15 protein-coding genes are annotated in these 17,542 nt (G+C 43.9%); 10 read left to right on the top strand and 5 right to left on the bottom strand.

All coding sequences use genetic code 11. The features are described from left to right. Positions 1-37 precede the first annotated feature (37 nt). The 4 genes from HY960_07465 to HY960_07450 all read left to right on the top strand — a co-directional run bounded on the left by HY960_07465 (position 38) and on the right by HY960_07450 (position 2,799). Positions 38-280 (top strand): AbrB/MazE/SpoVT family DNA-binding domain-containing protein, encoded by a 243-nt coding sequence (locus tag HY960_07465; GenBank protein ID MBI5215577.1) that lies wholly within the window; start codon positions 38-40, stop codon positions 278-280. After that, complete coding sequence (mazF, locus tag HY960_07460; protein ID MBI5215576.1) at positions 274-621, top strand: endoribonuclease MazF; 348 nt, start codon at positions 274-276, stop codon at positions 619-621. Before HY960_07465 ends, mazF begins: the two co-directional genes overlap by 7 nt. Before the next feature lie 70 nt (positions 622-691). Then, the gene (locus HY960_07455) at positions 692-1,207 is read left to right on the top strand and encodes a GNAT family N-acetyltransferase (protein ID MBI5215575.1); all 516 of its coding nucleotides are present in this window, start codon (positions 692-694) and stop codon (positions 1,205-1,207) included. Positions 1,208-1,290: 83 nt separating this feature from the next. Continuing rightward, entirely contained in the window at positions 1,291-2,799 is a 1,509-nt protein-coding gene (locus HY960_07450; GenBank protein ID MBI5215574.1) for a magnesium chelatase, read from the top strand. A gap of 84 nt (positions 2,800-2,883) precedes the next feature. On the opposite strand, the gene HY960_07445 is transcribed toward HY960_07450, so the two are convergent. From HY960_07445 to HY960_07435, 3 genes are read right to left on the bottom strand one after another with little or no spacing between them, the layout of a single operon-like run. Next, a complete protein-coding gene (locus HY960_07445; GenBank protein ID MBI5215573.1) occupies positions 2,884-4,302 on the bottom strand; it encodes a hypothetical protein in 1,419 nt (472 codons plus the stop codon). 14 nt (positions 4,303-4,316) lie between these two features. After that, positions 4,317-5,381: a hypothetical protein gene (locus tag HY960_07440; protein MBI5215572.1), complete on the bottom strand. Its 1,065-nt coding sequence runs from the start codon at positions 5,379-5,381 to the stop codon at positions 4,317-4,319. Between the two features lie 39 nt (positions 5,382-5,420). Then, positions 5,421-6,074 (bottom strand): hypothetical protein, encoded by a 654-nt coding sequence (locus HY960_07435; protein ID MBI5215571.1) that lies wholly within the window; start codon positions 6,072-6,074, stop codon positions 5,421-5,423. Between the two features lie 533 nt (positions 6,075-6,607). Here HY960_07435 and HY960_07430 point away from each other — a divergent pair. Beyond that, the gene (locus HY960_07430; protein MBI5215570.1) at positions 6,608-8,767 is read left to right on the top strand and encodes a S46 family peptidase; all 2,160 of its coding nucleotides are present in this window, start codon (positions 6,608-6,610) and stop codon (positions 8,765-8,767) included. Positions 8,768-8,938: 171 nt separating this feature from the next. Next, positions 8,939-9,832, top strand: a complete 894-nt coding sequence (locus tag HY960_07425; GenBank protein ID MBI5215569.1) for a hypothetical protein — start codon at positions 8,939-8,941, stop codon at positions 9,830-9,832. A gap of 128 nt (positions 9,833-9,960) precedes the next feature. Here HY960_07425 and HY960_07420 read toward each other — a convergent pair whose 3' ends face one another. Continuing rightward, positions 9,961-12,078, bottom strand: coding sequence for a S9 family peptidase (locus HY960_07420; protein ID MBI5215568.1), 2,118 nt, complete (start codon positions 12,076-12,078; stop codon positions 9,961-9,963). 127 nt (positions 12,079-12,205) lie between these two features. On the opposite strand from HY960_07420, the gene HY960_07415 reads away from it, so the two are divergent. Beyond that, on the top strand, positions 12,206-13,429 hold the full coding sequence (locus tag HY960_07415; GenBank protein MBI5215567.1) for a hypothetical protein: 1,224 nt from the start codon (positions 12,206-12,208) through the stop codon (positions 13,427-13,429). A 352-nt stretch (positions 13,430-13,781) separates the two neighbouring features. After that, on the top strand, positions 13,782-13,979 hold the full coding sequence (locus tag HY960_07410; protein MBI5215566.1) for a cold-shock protein: 198 nt from the start codon (positions 13,782-13,784) through the stop codon (positions 13,977-13,979). Positions 13,980-14,126: 147 nt separating this feature from the next. Here HY960_07410 and HY960_07405 read toward each other — a convergent pair whose 3' ends face one another. Beyond that, entirely contained in the window at positions 14,127-15,074 is a 948-nt protein-coding gene (locus tag HY960_07405; GenBank protein ID MBI5215565.1) for a YceI family protein, read from the bottom strand. A gap of 165 nt (positions 15,075-15,239) precedes the next feature. Between HY960_07405 and HY960_07400 the strand changes: the two genes are divergently transcribed. Continuing rightward, the gene (locus HY960_07400) at positions 15,240-16,298 is read left to right on the top strand and encodes a class I fructose-bisphosphate aldolase (protein ID MBI5215564.1); all 1,059 of its coding nucleotides are present in this window, start codon (positions 15,240-15,242) and stop codon (positions 16,296-16,298) included. Positions 16,299-16,357: 59 nt separating this feature from the next. Then, positions 16,358-17,530: a class I SAM-dependent rRNA methyltransferase gene (locus HY960_07395; GenBank protein MBI5215563.1), complete on the top strand. Its 1,173-nt coding sequence runs from the start codon at positions 16,358-16,360 to the stop codon at positions 17,528-17,530. Positions 17,531-17,542 lie beyond the last annotated feature (12 nt).

Genomic DNA, 17,542 nt, shown 5'->3' with positions numbered 1-17,542 from the left:
ATGTATCTTTCTTGTAGAAACAAAAAGAAAGTCACGTATGCGTATCAAAATTCAAAAGTGGGGAAATAGTTTAGCGTTAAGAATCCCCAAAGCATTTGCTTTCCAATCAAGAATCAGACAGGATGAGTTTGTTAATCTTACATTGGAAGATAATAAAATTACCGTCGAGCCGATTGAGGAGAAGAAATTTACTTTGGATGAATTGATTTCAGGAATAAAGAAATCCAACCTTCACAGGGAATTTGATTCGGGGAATAGGGTTGGGGTGGAACTCTGGTGAAACCAAAACGATATGTTCCCGATGCAGGCGACATCGTTTGGCTGACATTCAATCCACAATCGGGACATGAACAAACCGGGAGAAGACCTGCTTTAGTAATTTCACCCTTGATCTACAACAACAAAACTGACTTGGCAATCTTTTGTCCAATAACAAGTCAGGAAAAAGGTTATCCGTTTGAGGTGCGGCTTTCTGATGATTTGGAAATCAGCGGTGTTATTTTATCCGACCAAATCAAAAGTCTTGATTGGAAGTCGAGAGAAGCCGAGTTTATTTGTAAACTGCCAAACCATCTTTTTCGAGAGACGTTAAATAAAATCAGTGCGTTGTTAAATTTCTGATAGACTTTCTTTTCGCTTACCATTCTTCTCTTGTAAATACCGGAAGTTTTCTCTATCCCTAAAGAGAACTATGAACATTCAACTCAGTAACTGCACCCTCCGCCCCTGGCAAGAAGGCGATGAACAATCGCTCTCCTATCACGCAAATAATCTCAACATCTGGAACAACATGCGTGATGTATTTCCGCATCCGTACACAATGGAAAAAGCAACGTGGTGGATTCAGGAGGGAAGTACAATACAAGGGACGTTCAATCTTGCAATCGAAGTGGAGGGGAAAGCGGTTGGTGGAATCGGGTTGATCTTCAAAGAAGATGTGTACCGACGTACAGCAGAAATTGGTTATTGGCTCGGCGAGGAATATCGCGGGAGAGGAATTATGACAGAAGCAGTAAAAGGATTGACCGAATATGCGTTCACCAACTTTGACCTTGCGAGAATTTATGCAAGCGTGTTCGAGACAAACATCGCTTCGATGCGTGTTCTTGAAAAAGCAGGGTATCGGTTTGAAGCCCGCCTCCGGAAGAACATCACTAAAAACGGACAGACATTCGACGACTTGATTTACGCTCTCGTCCGTGAATGAATTGCAAAGTTGATTTCTACCCGCTTTTTTCCGTTCTTTGATGTAAATCTATCATTCATTCTTGTTCTTCATTGCAGATACCTATGCGCGCACAAACACTTGGTCAATTAACAACATCCGGCTATACCGTTGTCTCCGTCAAAGATGAGATGCGGAACAATCTCATCAGGAAACTCCGGCAGAAAGAGAAACTTTTTCCGGGAATTATCGGATTCGATGAGACGGTAATTCCGTCGCTCGTCAACGCGATTCTTGCGAAGCATGATATTATGCTGTTGGGATTGCGAGGACAAGCAAAGTCGCGCCTCGTGCGTCAACTTCCTTCGTTGCTCGATGAGTACATTCCCGTCATCAAGGGATGTGAAATCAATGACAATCCGTTTCATCCTGTATGTAAGCGTTGTGTTGATTTGACAAACGACCATGGCGATGCTGTTGAGATTGACTGGCTTCACCGAGATGCACGACTGGGGGAAAAACTTGCCACGCCCGATGTCACCATCGCAGACCTCATCGGCGACATTGACCCCATTAAAGCCGCATCGCAACGACTTCATTACTCGCACGAGGGAGTGATTCATTTCGGAATTATTCCAAGAACGAACCGCGGTATTTTTGCCATCAACGAACTTCCCGATTTACAGCCGCGCATTCAGGTCGGTTTGTTCAACATCCTCGAAGAAAAAGATATTCAGATTCGCGGGTTCAGCATCCGCATTCCGCTCGACATCATTCTTGTCTTCACCGCAAACCCGGAAGATTACACCAATCGAGGAAACATCATCACGCCGTTGAAAGACAGAATTGATTCTCAAATTCTCACTCATTACCCGCGCACGATTGAAGAAGCAATCTCCATTACAGAACAAGAAGCCTCTGTTCAACGGGACGGACGAGAGATTCACATTCCGCATTTCTTCAAACAGATAATCGAACAGATTGCATTTGAAGCGCGTAAGAGCGAATATGTTGACCAGAAATCCGGCGTCAGCGCGCGGCTAACAATCTCCGCGATGGAAAATCTTATCAGCAATGCCGAGCGGCGCGCCATCATCAATCACGAAGAAGTTATCGTGCCGCGTATTTGCGATTTACAACACGTACTTCCGGCAATGACAGGAAAAGTCGAGTTGGTGTTCGAGGGTGAGCAGGAAGGTTCGGCAAAAGTCAGCAAGGCGTTAATAGGAAAAGCCGTCCGGGAGATATTCAAACAATATTTTCCCGACCCGCTTGCACGAAAACCGGTGCGCGGACAAACGCCCGAACAAAAGAATCGAATGGAAGATTCTGAGTACACTCCCATCATTCGCTGGTTTGAATCGGGCAACAATATTCAGATTGCCGATGATATGAAGTTTGATGTCTATGCAAACGAGTTGAGCAAAGTACGCGGGCTTCGCGAAACGACACTCAAATTTATGAAAGCAGTCGAGATGAACAAGCACCTCCTTGCATCATCCATGGAGTTCTTGTTAGATGGCTTGCATCAATTCTCCAAAATCGCGAAGGACGAAGTTGACAATCAAACATTGTACAAAGACATGGTGGGAAGTATCTTTCCTCCGCGTGGCGTGTTTGAGGAAGAAGATTAAAACCCTTTGAAGCAGGATTCCTGACCGTTTCTTCTACAATTTGTTGGAATTCTACATGGTGCATGTTGCACGTTCCTCTCCAAACTAACCGCCGTTTCCGTTTTCCAATCCGGTAAACGTGACGCGTCCTTCCGTTATCAAAAACGGGATTCGGATGTGGTCAATATTCAAGGCAATCCATTTATCTTTCACTTTCCAATCGGTAAACGTATCGTTAGAAATGATAAAACACTTATCTAATCGCGCATGTTCGATAAGAAAATCGTCTGCAGAAGTATGCGAGGGAACTTCATAATAATTCACAGACTGTTTTACGCTTTCCAATATCTCCTTATCGTGAAAGCGATAACGAAGCGAAGCATCGGCGATGATTGTTATATCCTTGAAGCCGCGCCCCTTCAAAGCATCAATAACTTTTCGGAGATTTTCTGCACGCGCCGATTCGCTCTTTTCCTCTTTGCCATGCATTGCCACATTACTTCCGTCAATATACACCTTGCTTTTGGAAAGCCGGAAGATTTCAAACATCTCCGTCTCTTTGTCATAGAAACCATTCTTCTTCGCTTCCGCGTGATTCAGAAAAAAATTTTGCAACTGTTCCTGTGTTTCCAACTGCCGCGAATACCAGAGCGGAAGTACTTTCATATCGTTGCCGATGAATGCGCGTTTATATTTTTCCTGCTCGTTACTAAGAAGTTCACGTATCTGCGCGAGACTGAGCCGGCTCCCGTTTTCCTGCGCTTTGAGCAATTCAATTACTTGAAAAACATCCATCGCGTATTGTCCGATATTGGCATTCTTCAATTTGCGGAAATCTTCATATTCTTTTTTTGTTGCAATGGCGAGTCGCTTCGCATCCTCATATTCTTTCACCTCGGAAAAGCCTGCTTTCAGAGCGGAATAAAAATCATGCGAGTGAGCAAATCCCTTGGTGTTCGCCTCGGTAAACATCATCACATCCGGGTAACCGGCATCGTACACTTTTGCAAATTCCTGATACGTTTTCAATCCTTTGCTCATCGCGTATTTCATCAGTTTCGTTGCATTATCAATACTATCGGGAATGATTGCTGTATTTTTATTGCTCTTGTACTGTTCAAACTTCTTCTTGAATTCATCGAACCCTTTTACAAAACCACCCTTCTGCGCCTGAAGAAAATCCTCCTTGCTTTCCACCCCGGTTTTCTTCAGTTCCTCGAACTCTGTAAATGATTCACAACCGCTTTTCTTTGCTTCGTAAAATAGCGCCGCGTTGGGAAAACCGTTTTTCATACTTTCACAGTAATCTTCAACCTCGCGGTAACCCTGCCCGTCAATTTTATACATCGCTCCGTCATGAGGGAAGACAAAAGAAGGATACTCATTTTCATGTACACGGAAAATGAACTTCACATTATGAAATTCGGCAAACCGGGTGAAACCGAAAATATCGCTCACCACGATAACCGGGAAATCGAGATACTCTTTAGTCTCGATATATTCGAACTTTATTTTTGATGCCATACGCGCCTTTCATGTTATGATTCGTACGATTGAAGATACAGAAACAAGCCGCAATTCTGCAAGTTTACGTGCTGTTCTGTTTCTTCCAGAATGTAGAGCGTTTCCTGTTCATTGATAATACCCAGCAACCGATATATTGAAAGGAGATTTCTGAACGAAGTAATTCCGAGATGCACACAATATTGTTTGACCTCTCCTTCCTTACTCTTTAATAAATGGATAAAAGGATGAGCATCGATGAGCGTCTGTATTGATTCACATACCTGCTGAAACTGGTGAAGTGTCTTGTTGAGATAAGGAATTTGTTCAGATGTAAATTCAACCGTAGAAAGCTCCTTAGCTTTTGCTAATACAAGATCATGCCACGTTATCATTTCCGCGAAGAAATCGTTTCGGAAGATAAGTATCTGGGATTCTTCCAGTTTTCCTACAAGCGGAAGAAAAAATAATGGCTCGCTGAGGAAAACTATCTCATCCTGATGTTGCAAAGGGAGTCCATCCTGATTACTCGCCGTAAATTTACATGCTACCGTTTCCATTACTGAGGGAAAGAATGGTAGTTCTTCCAGGTGATACAATGTAGTGGCAACACAATGAAGATAATAATCCGGATGGTCAGAATCAGGATTATATCCGTTCAGGGTCCACGTCTGTATTATGTTCGATTCGTCATCATTAGTAAACTTCACAATATTCATTAAATGAAAATGTGTAAGAAAGTTCTCAAACGTTTGTTGAACATGCTCTTCCATTGACTTAATAAATTTTTCAGAAGCTCGAATCAGTTTTATTTCCTCAATTATTTTTCCCCGTTGTTTCCTCAACGCTTTCAACCGGGTATAGACTTCATCAATTCTCTCCTCTGTTATAGAAGTATTCTTTCCAGGGACGATTGTTTTAATCAGACCGCGTTTAAGGTTTTCAGGTAACGTAGGAAAATCCCTGTATAACGATATGAAAGTAGCGCCAACTGCCGCGAAATGAACATGAGTCGCAAAACAAAATCCCGTCGTAAGTAATGCTGCGTCGTCTTCATCGGAAATCTTCGTATCTTTTCTATTGATAATTGTTAATTCCATGTCCCAAAAAAGAAAATATTTCTGATTTAATCAAATTGTTCAACTCAATTCTTCTCTATTCCGTTCCACCCACCACGCCCAGAGAACCAACAGCCACAGACTCAATCCCGCCCACGGAATTGCTTCAACATTTGGCGGAGGCGGTCCGAAAAGATTCATGCAATAAATGAGGAGAAGAAATGCGATGAGACTCCAGAATCCAATTATTCCTTTTTTGTTCTTTACCTTCGTTGCGATGGTGTAAAAATAAATTCCCAGAGCAAACAGACCTCCTTCAATGATGACTGTTGCCGCAACAGAGTTCCACAACCCGAAACCGAAGAATGAAGAACTGCCCGGTGTCAACGGCAAATCAGGACGGTGCGTGATGACATCCAATATCCAATGACTTAACACAGCGAACCATAACACCATTGCTTCTCTCTTTTCTTTTCGAACAAGAAAATATACGCCTGCAACAAGTGTTGCCCATAAGGCAGTCATCAACAAACTGTGAGAGTACGGATATGAAATAAAGTTGAGCGGAGTAACTGCGGTATTCCCCGGCTCAATCGCGACTCGTTCTACGCCGAGCAACAGGAGTGGGGGCCAGAGCAAATCAAGAAATTGTACGGCGATAAAATTAGTTGCAAGATTAGATTTTGGCGCAAGTTTCTTTACGGCAAAACCAACGGCGAAGTGTCCGATGAACATGGTTGGTGAGAGGTTAACTGGTTGACGATTTTTGGTTTAATAGTTTTCAAGCAAGATACGAAGAGTTTGGGAAATGGTTGGTGGTAATGATTGAGTATTCAAGATTTATGATGTGATGTTATGTAAGGAACACCATTGAATGAAAAATTCTGTAAGGATATCATAATTGTAGAAAAATTTCAAAACAAAATTATAAACCCCGATAGGGGTGAAATAGGAATTTCTATATCACTCCTACGGAGTTTTAGCTTGATTGTTATTCATTTCTATAATTATTTCACCCCGTTGGGGTTAGAAAGTATGCGTAACGTCAGTTATGATTTTCTTCTTTGGCTGATAATCAACCACCACATGGATGATTATCAGCCGCATTGACTTCATCCTGTTTTGATTTAATCGTAACATTAGAAAGGTATCCATAAGCGAACAACCCAGAACGACAAACGCGAAACTGAAAACCGGAAACTGTAAACTTGAAACTCTGCGCGCTTCTTATTATTTTCATCACCAAAATTAGCTATAGGAATTTTAACATGTTCAAACATTTTTCAGCAACCGTACTCCTTTTCTTATTTCTTTCGTTCCAACTCCTCGCCGATGAAGGAATGTACCCGCTCAGTGAAATCGGGAAACTCAATCTCAAAGCGAAGGGATTGAATCTCACCGCAAAAGACATTTATGAGTCGGGGGACGTCGGGTTGATTGACGCAATCGTTCAACTGAGCGGCTGTAGCGGTTCGTTTGTTTCGCCGGAGGGATTGATGATTACCAATCATCATTGCGCTTTCGGCGCTGTGCAGCAGGCAAGCACCGCCGAGCATGATTACATCACCGACGGATTTCTGGCAAAGACACGCGGCGAGGAACTTCCTGCAAAAGGAATTACTGTTCGCATTACCGATTCGTACAAAGATGTTTCAGGCGATGTTCTCAGCGCCATCAGCGATACGATGGACTTTGCTTCACGCTCAAAAGCAATTGACAAACGCATCAAAGAGATTGTCGCAGAAACGGAAAAACAAAATGCAGGCAAGCGTGCGGAGGTTTCAGAAATGTTCGCGGGCAAATCATACATCCTGTTCATCTATACATATTTGAAAGATGTTCGCATGGTGTATATTCCGCCAAGGGGCATCGGTGAATTTGGCGGCGAAGATGACAACTGGATGTGGCCCCGTCACACAGGTGATTTTTCGTTCCTGCGTGCGTATGTCGGGAAAGATGGTTCGCCTGCTGAGTATTCAACAGAGAATGTTCCTTATCATCCGAAAAAGTTTCTCAAAGTAAATCCCGACGGCGTAGAAGAAAATGATGCAGTGTTTATTCTTGGCTATCCGGGGCGAACGTTCCGGCATCGCACGTCGCATTATCTTTCGTTCGAGCAGGAACTACGGATGCCCTACATTGCCGATTTGTTTGAATGGCAAATCGAAACGATGCAAACGATGAGCGAAAACGATCGCGCTGTCGGAATCAAACTTGATGGCAGAATTAAAGGACTTGCCAACACGATGAAAAATTACCGCGGCAAACTTAAAGGAATGAAACGGATTGACCTTGTCTCGAAGAAAGAGGAAGAAGAGAAACGATTGCAATCATTTATAGATGAAGATACACAACGAAAGACACAATGCGGCACAATTCTTCAGGAAATCGGAACTGTCTTTCAGGAAATGCGTGCACGCTTCGACTACGAAATGACGCTGGATTATCTCCGGTCTGCATCAACATTGTTTTCTCTTGGCTACACGTTGTTTGAAGGGACACGGGAATTACAAAAGCCCGACCTCGAACGCGAGTCTGCATATATGGAACGGAACATTGTCCGAATGAAAGAATCACTGCAACTCAGCGTGAAGAATTACCACGAACCGGTGGACAAAATCTTTTTCAAAGAATTGCTCACACGCGCCGGCAAACTTCCTGTCGGGCAGAGGATATTCCAACTCGATAGTCTTCTCACAAATGATTATTCTGAGCAGTCAATTTCACGATTCATCGAACAAATATATTCATCATCAACATTAAAAGATGAAAATTTTGTGTTAACATCTTTGATGAAAAAGCCGGAAGAACTTGAACAGTCCAATGAACCGTTCGTTAATCTTGCGCGAGCGTTGTATCCCGCGTATCAACAACTCAAGCAAACCCGGCAAAAGCGGGATGGGGCGCTTTCAAAATTGTACGCGCTGCTTGTTGACATAAAACAGCAATTCATGAAGAAAGATTTTATTCCTGATGCAAACAGCACATTGCGACTGACGTTCGGGAAAATTCAGGGCTACTCTCCTGCCGATGCGTTGTATGCTTCTCCCTTTACAACCATACGCGGTGTGTTGGATAAAACAACGGGAGTCGAGCCGTACAACACTCCACTGAAACTCATCGAGCAGTACAAAGCGAAAAACCTCGGACGATTCAAGAACAAAAAATTGAATGACGTTCCGGTTGCGATGCTCTACAATCTCGATACAACAGGTGGTAACTCCGGAAGCGCAGTCTTGAATGCGGACGGAGAACTCATTGGCGTGAACTTCGACCGCGCGTTTGAAGCAACGATTAACGATTACGCATGGAGTCAGGATTACAGCCGCTCGATTGCTGTGGACATTCGGTACGTTCTGTGGGTAACGGAAATGGTCGGCGGCGCGGGATTTTTATTGGAAGAGATGGGAGTCGGAACTTCTGATTAACTTTGTGTCGGTTTTTCCCGAAACGTTGTTGAGTTCTGTGGACAACTGCCAATGAGGTTTCTTCTCATGTAATGAATTTGAATTGATTTCTTCGATTTCATTTCGATATAAAAAGAAGAAAATGGCACTGTAGTTGTCCATAGCCGAACGACTAAAATTCAGGAGAAATCAATGAAACACGTTTTACTTTCGTTTACGGTTTTACTTTCGGCTCTACTTGTCATCGCTTCGACAGTACAAAGCCAAACTTCATTTGAAGAACAACGCCTTCTGACACTCCTTCGCGGAGAGTGGGAATATCCGACGTTCGAGGAAGTGCATACGTTTCGCTTTCTTTCAGATACAAAGATTGAAGTGGATGGGCTCCCGCAATCATATTCACTTTCTCAAAACTCGATTCGTATTTCTGATGAAGGTGAGAATAACGATTTCCTTTGTTCCATAGAGAGAAACAGGTTACTTGTAACCTACCCGGATGGAGTTCAGAGAAAATTCAACAGAAAAAAGTTCGGAGAGGTTGAACAACTATGCGTTGGAGCGTTTTATCCGTCTGAAGATACATCTTGGTTTGCGTCGTGTCTTCAATTTTATGATGATATGAAATTTACATTGACCGAGCCGACGGAAAATTCGACGAGTAACTTTTCAAGAAGAGACGGCTACTTTCGGGCTGAAGACAAATCAGTCATTCTTGCATTTGATGATGGAGAGATTGAACAGGCATTCATTCGGTTCCATTCATCCGATGGATTAGTTGACGGATTACTTTTTAGAGAAAAATTATTTGACCGGGAATTAATTTTTACTCAAGAACCCAAGGATGATACAAGTGATGAACCGACGCCACTACCATCACCGGGACCACCACCACAACCCAGACCAGAACCACACCCGCCATGTCCCCCTCCTCTTCCTATCGCAATACCGGTTTATTATCCTGTTAATCCTGCACCGCCAATCGAAAACAAGAGAAGAGATTTCGGTACAACACGTCACGAATCAACTGAGAATGCTTCAAATTCAGGTCGTCGAGAACCACAGACTTCCCGGCACGGAAAACCATAAAATATACATTCGAAAATATTTTGTTTCACAGAGACGCAGAGAGCGCAGAGTTTACAGAACAAGAGTTTGCACTCCGTCACTCCACAACTCCATCACTCCATCATTCCATTTCTCTATTACTCACGTGCTCACCACTTAGGAGTAAATCCCATATTGTACCATGTAAACGCGAACATATCCGCGTTCTCTTCGATAATCTTGGATGTCGGTTTGCCGCCGCCGTGCCCGGCTTTTGTTTCGATGCGGATGAGAACGGGATTATTGCCTTTATATTTCTCCTGCAACGTCGCAATATATTTGAAGGAATGTGCCGGCACAACGCGGTCATCGTGGTCTGCGGTTGTGACGAGTGTAGCGGGATAATCAACCTTTGAACGAACATTATGGAGCGGAGAATATTTGTAGAGATATTTGAACTGTGCTTCATCATCGCTCGAACCGTAATCGTTTGTCCATGCCCAACCGATAGTGAATTTGTGGAATCGAAGCATATCCATCACGCCCACAGCCGGAAGTGCAACGCGAAATAAATCAGGACGCTGATTCATCACGGCGCCGATAAGCAAGCCGCCGTTCGAGCGACCGTAGATTCCCAACTTTTCCGATGATGTATATTTTTGTTTGATAAGATATTCCGCCGCGGCAATGAAATCATCGAACACATTTTGCTTGTTCAATTTCGTTCCGGCTTCGTGCCATTTTTCTCCGTATTCGCTTCCGCCGCGCAAATTGGCAATTGCATACACACCACCTTGTTCAAGCCACACTAATCGTGCGGGGTCAAACGACGGATTCATACTTGCATTGAAGCCGCCGTAGCCGTACAACATCGTCGGATTCTTTCCGTTCAACTTCACATTTTTCTTATGGATGATAAACATTGGAATGCGAGTGCCGTCTTTGCTATTGAAAAACACTTGCTTCGTTTCATACTCATCATCATTAAAATCTAATTCCGTTTTTCTGAACAGAGTTATTTGCCGCGTCGCTAAATCATACTTGTAAATTGCAGACGGAGTCGTGAACGAAGTCATCGTGAAGAACACAAAAGCATCTTCCTTTTTCCCACCGAAACCGCCGACCGAACCGACCATCGGAAGCGGTATTTCATTTTCCATCACTCCTGAAATATTGTACACGTACACGCGCGGCATAACATCTTTCATGTACGTTACAAAAATTTTCTCTCCGGCAGTTGTAACGCTGCTGAGTGGCTCTTTCGCTTCGGGAAGTAATTCCGCCCAATTCTGCTCGCGCGGGTCTCTTGTATCAACAAGGAGAAGTTTTCCATTCGGCGCGTTCTTGTTTGTACGAATGAGGATTTTGTCTCCGAAATTATTCACAGCGGAGAATTGGTCATCAAATGTTTGAGAAATAGGAACAAACATGTCACGACCGGATTTCAAATCACGATAGTACAGCGAGTTGCCGCGGGTTCCTCCCTGCGACGAACTAAGAAACAGAAATCGCTCATCCTCCGAAACGCCGCATCCGTGAAGTCGCTGCGGATTTGCTTTGTCTTCATAGACAAGAATATCACTGCTTTGTTTTGCTCCGAGAACATGATAATAAACCTTATGATTCTCATTCTTGTTCGACATTGCCGTTGCTTCGTCCGTCGGTGCATCGTAGCGGCTGTAATAAAATCCGTCCCGGTACCATGCGATGCCGGAAAACTTACTCCACTGCAATTCCTCATCCAATTTTCTTTTTGATTCTACTTCCATGACATAGAACGTTCTCCAATCGGAACCGCTCTTGGAAATTCCGTATGCACAATACTTTCCGTCTTTCGAAAATGCGAGTCCGCCGAGCGAAGCAGTTCCATCGCTCGAAAATCTGTTCGGGTCGAGAAACACTTCCGGCACTCCGTCTAATCCTTTTTGAATGTACAACACGCTTTGATTTTGCAACCCGTCGTTTTTGAAAAAGAAATAATTGCTCCCCGCGCGAAACGGCGTCGAGTATTTCGGATAGTCCCATAACTTTGTCATCCGTTCTTTCACTTGATTGCGAAACGGGATTTGTTCAAGATACGAGAACGTCACTTCGTTCTGTGCCCTCACCCATTCTCCGACATTTTTTGCTGTGTCAAATTCAAGCCAACGATACGGGTCGGCGACCTGCGTTCCAAAGTACGTATCAACTTGTTCGACTTTTGTTGTTGGAGGATAGTGTAACGATTGAGCGGTGAGTGTCGAAGCAATAACTCCGACGATGAGAAGAAGGCGTAGCATTGTTTTCATAAATTTTCCTTTGAGTTTTTGACTGTGAGACAGAGGTACAATTGAGCCGCCCCATGATACCAATCTCTCTTTGAATTTGCAATCCTCAAAAGAACCTGTTACTATGAGACGTTAAATTCTTTGCCCTATGTCACCGAAACGCACATCAAAACAGCATCAAACGGAAAGAAAAAAGCCACACCGGAAATCTATTTACATAATGGGTGGAACTTTCTCTGTTCTGTTCCTGCTCTTCTATTTCTTTTTTCTCAACCAAAAAGACCAATCACAATTCACTAATCACACAATCCCCCAAACTACAAACCCGAAACCGCAAACCGATATATGGCTTGAGCGTGCAAAGTTAGTGTCCGTTCGTTTCCATCAAGTCTATACTCCGTGTTGGGAAGGCGCGTACGGCGCTATCGGCGACGCGTACTTATTCAAAGCAACAAATGATTCTTCGCTCCTTCGATTTCATTTGTATGAGCATGACATGCGAAAGATGTGTGTCGGTACGTGGGTTGATGACCGCGCGTGGGTAGCTCTCGCGGAATTGATTTGGTGGAACTTCACGGGCAAACAATATGGATGGCTTGTCGCAGATGCAAAGCAGAGATACCTCGAAGCAAAAGCGGAAGGGCGACTCTCGAATCATGAAGGATTCTGGAGTTGGTACAACTGGGCACCGCAACATCGTGTGAACGAACGCATCTTCACCAACAGCAACATGAACCAGATGGCGACAGTTGCATGTTATTTATTTGAAGCAACCGGAGAAAAACAATTCCTTGACGATGCGCTTCTTGTCTGGAACGGCGATAAAAAATTTCCCGGCATCGAAAAGACATTGTACAAAGGAAATGGCAAATGGGAAGGTGCGCCGGGGCTTGCCGCGTTCGGAAAACAAATTCCGTGGAATGGAACGGAGTTTTGTTCGATTGCAGGCGCGCTCTACCGCGTAACAAATGATGAAAAGTACAAACATATTGTCATTGAAACAGCACGGAGAATTATGGACCCAACAACAGGTTGGGTAGATGGAGGCGATTTCTATCAAATCCACATGGACGGAAACGGAGCGTTTGTCAATTTCCTGCTTGATGGTTATTCCATCGCTCCGGATAGTTTACACGACCTCCTTCCGAAAATCGAAACGATGCTTGAACATGTTTGGACGAACAATCAGGGCAACGCATCGCTTACACTTCACCGAGAAGCCGACCATGCAATCCGCAACGGTTGGAACCCGCACGGCGGAGAAGACGGCTACAACGTTGGTGCTGTCGGAACCGTTCATGCACAAGGCGAAGCGGCGCGGGCGTTCGGAGTGTTCTCTTATTACAGAATGAAGGATGTAGGTCATCGGTGATAAGTGATTCCCCATTGCTGAATGTTGAATTCTGATTTCTGATTCAAGATTGAAGATTATTACTCACTACTCACAAATCACCAATAACAAATGACCAATGACTAAGACAGTTTGGTATTGAGGAAAGATATGTGTATGTTTGTGCGTCAAATAACAGTACACCGTTATGTCCAACTGACGTTTTGTTAAATTTTCAGCATTTAAACGCTTTTTGAACCCTGCTCAAGTTACCTCTAACACCTTTCACGGTACAAGTCGGTCACCAGCACTTTCAATCGTCAATGATTGATATTTACTACTAACACAGAACTGCGGCGTACACTTTTACAATACAATTAAGAAAGGTCGTTCCATGGAAACAGGAACAGTCAAATGGTTTAACACAGTTAAAGGCTTCGGCTTTATCGCACGTCCCAATGGCGAAGATGTCTTTGTTCATTACAAAGCTCTCTCCGGCGGACTTAAAACTCTCAACGAGGGTGATAAGGTAGAGTTCGATGTCGAGAAAGGTCCGAAAGGATTTCAGGCTGCGAACGTTTCAGTTCTCTAAACGAGATTCTGTACTATAACCAAAACCCCGCACACGTGCGGGGTTTTTTGTTTATAGATTTTAGAAAATTGTCAATTGTGAACGGTCAATTGATAACTATGAATGTGATAAAACGAGCATCCAGCATCAAGTATCGCACATCAAGTCTTACTCCACCCACCTTAGCATCTCCATCGCCGATGCATTGAACGCGTCGAGTTCCAATGCCTTCTTGTAATTTTCTTTTGCTAACGTTTTGTTCCCGTCCTTTTGATACGCGTAGCCCAAACGGAAATATTGCTGAGTATCATTCGGATATGCCTCAACACCTACCTTGCCGATTTCAATTGCATCTTTTGTTTTTCCCTTTTCGGCAAATCGCATGGTGAGAATTCCGAGTTGATTCGGACCTGAATCGTACGTCGTGTCCGCTTTCAATGTTTGATATTGTTCGATTGCCTCCTTCACACTTTTCGTATTCATTGTTTCGAGCATCGCCTGAGCGATGGATTTCTTTTTTCCGAATGACATTCTCGCGCTGTCAGGATTTTGTCGGACAGCAAGGATGTTGAGATTGACATTCACCTCGTCATCCACCGTCATGCTTGAACCGCTCACTCCGTATTCCGAACGTTTCAATTTCGATTTCGATTCAAAGCCGACGCGAACATTCCCGCGCGGGTCAACCATCGTTCCGAGATAGGTAAACGGCAATGCGATTTCTTTCGTTACGCCTCGCATGGTATAGGAACCGATAGCAACATACCCGTCCCCTTGTTTTTCAACTCTCTTGCTCTGAAATGTTATTGCCGGATGTTTTGCAACATCGAAGAAATCTTCGCCCCGTAAATCTTCATCCCGACCTTCGCTTGCCGTGTTGATGCTTTCTGTTTTGATAATTGCCGTAAACGATGTTTTCGTGATGTCACTTGTATCAACCATGAACGCGCCGCGAACAACATCAAAACGTCCATCAAAATTGACAAACTTCAAATACTTGAGTGAAAACGTAACGCTTGAGTGTGAGTCGTCCATACGGTAGAGAACAGGTTCTCCGCCGAAGACAGAAAAAGAAAGTGATAACATGAAAAGTGTGAATAATACAAAAGAACGCATGTGCATTTCCTTAATAATTGATGAAAAAGATAGAACTGTAAATTGATGGTGCAAAATGTAGGGATTCTTATCGTGAAATTCAATTTCACCGATAAACCTCATTTTTGTATATTGTTCACACATTTTTATTTCAGACTTAGAAACTAACCTTATTGAAAGAACAGTATGACTATCAATCAAATCGAACAACTCCTTGGCGCAGATGCCAAGAAACTTCTCAAACATAAATGTAAAACGATTCCGAAAGAGATGCTTCATCTCCCCGGACCGAACTATGTAGATGACGTATATGCACTATCTGACCGACCAACTCCGGTTCTGCAAAGTCTTGCATGGATGATTCATCACGGGCGACTTGCACACACCGGTTATGTTTCGATTCTTCCCGTCGACCAAGGGATTGAACATTCAGCCGGCGCATCGTTCGCACCGAACCCGATTTACTTCGACCCGGAGAACATTGTTAAGTTAGCAATCGAGGGCGGATGCAACGCGGTTGCTTCGACACTCGGAGTGCTTGGGGCTGTTGCCCGAAAATATTCACACAAAATCCCGTTTGTCCTCAAGTTCAACCACAACGAATTTCTCTCGTACCCGAACACATACGACCAAATTATTTTCGGGCGAATCAAACAAGCGTACGATATGGGTGCAGTTGCAGTCGGTGCGACAATTTATTTCGGCTCCGCAGAATCGAAGCGGCAAATTCAGGAAGTCAGTTTGATGTTCCAACAAGCGCACGAACTCGGCATGGCGACAATTCTCTGGTGCTACATTCGAAATAATGCGTTCAAAACAGCAGAAAAAGATTTTCACGTCTCTGCCGATTTAACCGGGCAGGCAAATCATCTCGGCGTCACCATCGAAGCGGACATCATCAAACAAAAACTACCGGAAAACAACGGCGGCTACGAAGCATTAAAGTATGGGAAATTCCACAAGAAAATGTACACAGAATTATCAAGCGAAAATCCAATTGACCTCTGTCGTTATCAAGTTGCCAATTGTTACATGGGTCGCGCAGGATTGATTAACTCCGGCGGCGAAAGTAAAGGTGCATCCGATATGGCAGAAGCAGTTCGCACAGCAGTCATCAACAAACGCGCAGGCGGCATGGGATTGATTTCCGGTCGCAAAGCGTTCCAAAAACCGATGGATGAAGGAGTGAAAATTCTGAATGCGATTCAGGATGTGTATCTGTGTAAAGAAGTAACGGTGGCTTAACCACTATTATATCTAGGAAAAGACGTCTCACCGATGAGACGTCTTTTCTTTTTGTCCCAATGAACAAACTCATCACTCTCAAAAAAAACGAACACCATCGCATCGCCGCGGGACATCTCTGGGCATTCAGCAATGAGATTGAAAAAATCGAAGGCGAACCTCTCATTGGCGAAGTGGTGGAAGTAAAAAATTCTTCTAATGAATTTCTCGGCATTGGGTTTTACAATCCACATTCACTTATTGCTGTCCGATTACTTTCGCGACAGCAGGAAGAAATTAATTCGGAATTTTTCAGAAAGCGAATTGAATCGGCTTTTCAACTCAGGAAAAAAATCTATCCCGAAGAAACAAGTTACCGTGTCGTTCATGGCGAAGCGGATTTTCTTCCCGGCTTAATTGTTGATAAGTACAACGATTTTCTTTCCGTTCAAACATTTTCTGCCGGAATGGACCAACGGCTGCCGATGATTTGCGATGTACTTGAATCACTTCTCCAACCAAAAGGAATTGTCGAACGAAACGAAGCAGTCATCCGAACATACGAAGGACTCGCTCAACGTGCGGGAGTACTTCGCGGCGCTGTCGAACCGACAATCATCTCGGAATACGGAATTCAATTCTCCGTTGATTTGCTTCAGGGACAAAAGACGGCTTTCTTCCTCGACCAACGGGAAAACAGGAAGGCGTTCCGACGATACGTTCGCGAAAGTTCCGTGCTGGATTGCTTTTGTAATGCCGGCGGCTTCGCGCTTCACGCCGCATCTGCGGGCGCAAAAGAAGTTGTCGGCGTTGATATTTCATCGGATGTCATCGAACATGCAAAAGCGAACGCGAAATTGAATCAACTTGAATCAACGACACAATTCATCGTTGCTGATGCGTTTAATTATCTCAACGCAATGATTGAGCAGAAAAAAACATTCGATGTCATTAATCTTGACCCGCCATCGTTTGCCAAAAGTAAAAAGACCGTCAACAAAGCAATAAAAGGATACCGGCAACTTCACTCGCTCGCATACGAGTTACTCTCTCCCGGCGGAATTCTTGCAACTGCTTCCTGCTCGCATCATGTCTATGAAGACAAATATTTAGAAATCATTCAGTCAACCGCAAAGAAAGCAGGAAGGCAAATCAGCCTGCTCGAGTGGCACGGCGCCTCGCCTGACCATCCCGTACTTCCTTCTCTGCCTGAAACAAAATATCTGAAGTTTGGAATTTTTCGGGTGATCTAAACGTGGATGTTC

The organism is Ignavibacteriota bacterium (assembly GCA_016212665.1).
GTDB lineage: Bacteria > Bacteroidota > Ignavibacteria > UBA10030 > SZUA-254 > FW602-bin19.
This window is presented reverse-complemented; position numbering and strand designations above follow the sequence as displayed.

Excerpts from the sequence above, each read along its gene's own strand:
- HY960_07445 (MBI5215573.1), bottom strand. The coding sequence starts at position 4,302 with ATGGCATCAAAAATAAAGTTCGAATATATCGAGACTAAAGAGTATCTC.
- HY960_07395 (MBI5215563.1), top strand. The coding sequence starts at position 16,358 with ATGAACAAACTCATCACTCTCAAAAAAAACGAACACCATCGCATCGCC.
- HY960_07410 (MBI5215566.1), top strand. The coding sequence starts at position 13,782 with ATGGAAACAGGAACAGTCAAATGGTTTAACACAGTTAAAGGCTTCGGC.
- HY960_07420 (MBI5215568.1), bottom strand. The coding sequence starts at position 12,078 with ATGAAAACAATGCTACGCCTTCTTCTCATCGTCGGAGTTATTGCTTCG.
- HY960_07440 (MBI5215572.1), bottom strand. The coding sequence starts at position 5,381 with ATGGAATTAACAATTATCAATAGAAAAGATACGAAGATTTCCGATGAA.
- HY960_07425 (MBI5215569.1), top strand. The coding sequence starts at position 8,939 with ATGAAACACGTTTTACTTTCGTTTACGGTTTTACTTTCGGCTCTACTT.
- HY960_07465 (MBI5215577.1), top strand. The coding sequence starts at position 38 with ATGCGTATCAAAATTCAAAAGTGGGGAAATAGTTTAGCGTTAAGAATC.
- HY960_07400 (MBI5215564.1), top strand. The coding sequence starts at position 15,240 with ATGACTATCAATCAAATCGAACAACTCCTTGGCGCAGATGCCAAGAAA.
- HY960_07455 (MBI5215575.1), top strand. The coding sequence starts at position 692 with ATGAACATTCAACTCAGTAACTGCACCCTCCGCCCCTGGCAAGAAGGC.
- HY960_07430 (MBI5215570.1), top strand. The coding sequence starts at position 6,608 with ATGTTCAAACATTTTTCAGCAACCGTACTCCTTTTCTTATTTCTTTCG.
- HY960_07405 (MBI5215565.1), bottom strand. The coding sequence starts at position 15,074 with ATGCGTTCTTTTGTATTATTCACACTTTTCATGTTATCACTTTCTTTT.
- HY960_07435 (MBI5215571.1), bottom strand. The coding sequence starts at position 6,074 with ATGTTCATCGGACACTTCGCCGTTGGTTTTGCCGTAAAGAAACTTGCG.
- HY960_07450 (MBI5215574.1), top strand. The coding sequence starts at position 1,291 with ATGCGCGCACAAACACTTGGTCAATTAACAACATCCGGCTATACCGTT.
- HY960_07415 (MBI5215567.1), top strand. The coding sequence starts at position 12,206 with ATGTCACCGAAACGCACATCAAAACAGCATCAAACGGAAAGAAAAAAG.